This window comes from Promicromonospora kroppenstedtii DSM 19349, from assembly GCF_000515355.1.
In the GTDB taxonomy this organism is placed as follows: Bacteria; Actinomycetota; Actinomycetes; order Actinomycetales; family Cellulomonadaceae; genus Promicromonospora; species Promicromonospora kroppenstedtii.
The window spans coordinates 53,793-56,137 of the sequence record NZ_KI911644.1; the positions used below are offsets into that span (position 1 = coordinate 53,793).

The 2,345-nt window shown below is 72.8% G+C and carries 3 protein-coding genes; 2 read left to right on the forward strand and 1 reads right to left on the reverse strand.

The genetic code is table 11. The annotated features are described in order from the left end of the window. Nucleotides 1-180, reverse strand: a 180-nt coding sequence (locus PROKR_RS09245; protein WP_036962361.1) for a helix-turn-helix domain-containing protein, incomplete at its 3' end; no start/stop codon positions are given. 110 nt (nt 181-290) lie between these two features. Between PROKR_RS09245 and PROKR_RS09250 the strand changes: the two genes are divergently transcribed. Beyond that, nucleotides 291-758: a VOC family protein gene (locus PROKR_RS09250; RefSeq protein ID WP_036962364.1), complete on the forward strand. Its 468-nt coding sequence runs from the start codon at nt 291-293 to the stop codon at nt 756-758. 159 nt (nt 759-917) lie between these two features. Further along, nucleotides 918-2,192, forward strand: coding sequence for an inorganic phosphate transporter (locus PROKR_RS09255; RefSeq protein ID WP_036962367.1), 1,275 nt, complete (start codon nt 918-920; stop codon nt 2,190-2,192). Nucleotides 2,193-2,345 lie beyond the last annotated feature (153 nt).

Consider the following 2,345-nt stretch of genomic DNA (forward strand, 5'->3'; position numbering starts at 1 on the left):
GCGGGCCGTGCGGACGGGGTAGCCGAGCTCGCGGAGGCGGTCGACGTCGCGGCGCACGGTGCGGTCGCTGACGCCGAGCCGGTGCGCGAGCTGCTCGGCCGGCCAGTCGCGCCGGACCTGCAGCAGGGAGAGCAAAGAGAGGAGCCGCGTGGACGTCGCGGTCGAGTGCGCGCTGGGCATGACTCCCACGGTGTCACGAGTACCGGACGTTCTCTGTCCGGTACCGCTGCGAGATTGGTTCTCGCCGCCGGAGCCCTCCGCCGGTGAACCCCACGTGTAAGGACCGCACCATGTCGATCTCCACCGTCGCCCACCTGAACTTCCGCGGCCAGGCCCGCGCCGCCCTGGAGTTCTACCAGTCCGTGTTCGGCGGGCAGCTCCTCGTCACCACCTACGGCGACCTGGGCCTGCCCGCCGACCAGCCCGATGCCGCCAGGGTGGTGTTCGGCCAGGTCGTCGCCGGCGACGGCTTCCGGGTCATGGCCTACGACGTGCCCGGGACGGCCGCCCCGGCGGCTCCGCCCGCCCCGACCACCCGCCGGGTGAACGGCACGACCGTCACCACTGAGCCGTTCTTCCTGTCCGTACGCGGCGACACGGTCGAGGAGGTCGGCGCCCTGTGGGAGCGCCTGGCCGACGGCGCCACCGTCGTCGAGCCGTACGCGCCTGCCCAGTGGGCGCCCGCGTTCGGCATGCTGACCGACCGCTTCGGGGTCACCTGGGTGCTCGACGTCGCCGCGGAGCACAGCCCGGCCTGACGCCGCCGTCCGGCGCCGCCGGCATCTGGCGACCGCCCCAGCGCACCGGGGTGGTCGCCAGGTTAACAACAGATGAACGCTCGACGAACAGTCACCGGCCAACCGGGAAAAACGCGGATCCGCCCAGTTTCCCCTCGCATGATCGAGGCCGTGACAGAAATGCTCCTGCTCGCGCTCGTCGTCGTGACCGCGCTCGCCTTCGACTTCACGAACGGATTTCACGACACGGGCAACGCGATGGCCACCTCCATCGCAACGCGAGCCCTCAAGCCCAAGACGGCCGTCGCGCTGTCCGCCGTCCTCAACCTCGTCGGCGCGTTCCTCTCGCTCGCCGTCGCCGCGACGATCGCCAAGGGCATCGTCGACGCCCAGGTGATCACGCTGCCGGTGGTGCTCGCCGGCCTGGTGGGCGGCATCATCTGGAACCTGCTCACCTGGCTGCTCGGCATCCCGTCCAGCTCGTCGCACGCGCTGGTGGGCGGCATGGTAGGCGCCGTGCTGGCCGCCGTCGGCACCTCGGGCGTGCTGTGGACCGGCGTCGTGTCCAAGGTGCTGGTGCCCGCCCTGCTGGCCCCGCTCATCGCGATCGCCGTGGCCGGCCTCGGCACCTGGTGCGTCGCCAAGCTGACCCGCGGGGTGCCGCAGGACCTGACCAACCGCGGGTTCCGCTGGGGCCAGATCGGCTCCGCGTCGCTCGTCTCGCTGGCGCACGGCACCAACGACGCGCAGAAGTCGATGGGCATCATCCTGCTCGCGCTCATCGCGGGCGGCGCCGTGCCCGCCGACGCCGGCGTGCCGCTCTGGGTCATCCTGAGCTGTGCCATCGCCATGGCGCTCGGCACCTACCTGGGCGGCTGGCGCGTCATCCGCACGCTCGGCAAGGGGCTCGTCGAGATCGACACCCGGCAGGGCATGGCGGCCGAGACGTCGTCGGCCGCCGTCATCCTGCTGTCCAGCCACTTCGGTTTCTCCCTGTCGACGACGCACGTGGCCACCGGCTCCGTGCTCGGCTCGGGCGTGGGAATGCCCGGCGCGAAGGTGCGCTGGAGCGTGGCCGGGCGCATGTTCGTGGCCTGGGCGCTCACCCTCCCCGCCGCGGGCCTGGTCGGGGCGCTGTGCCACTGGATCGAGTCGGCCATCGGCGGGACCGCCGGCTTCCTCGCCGTGTTCGGCGTGCTCGTGGTGTCCTCGGCCGCCATCTGGGTCGTGTCGCGGCGCAAGCCGGTCGACCACACCAACGTCAACGAGGAGTGGGACGAGGCCAGGGGCGCCGACATCGAGGCCGTCGCCGCCACGACGGGCGAGGCCGGCGGCGAGCGCATCGCCCCCGTGCCCGCCGTCGCGACCGCGTCCTCCGTGGGCCCGGCCATCGAGTCCGTGGGGACGATCAGCGGCCCGGGAACGGTCGCCGCACCGAAGGGAGACGTGCGATGAGCGACTTCATCGAATGGGGCGCGCTGGGCCAGGTGCTCGTGGCGGGCGTGCTGGTCGGCGCCGGGATCCCCGCGCTGTTCGCGCTGGGGCTGCGCCTGCTGGCGGGGACGACGGCGGACGCCGCGCCTGTCGCCGATCCGGACGCGGCGCCCG

Excerpts from the sequence above, each read along its gene's own strand:
- PROKR_RS09250 (WP_036962364.1), top strand. The coding sequence starts at position 291 with ATGTCGATCTCCACCGTCGCCCACCTGAACTTCCGCGGCCAGGCCCGC.
- PROKR_RS09255 (WP_036962367.1), top strand. The coding sequence starts at position 918 with ATGCTCCTGCTCGCGCTCGTCGTCGTGACCGCGCTCGCCTTCGACTTC.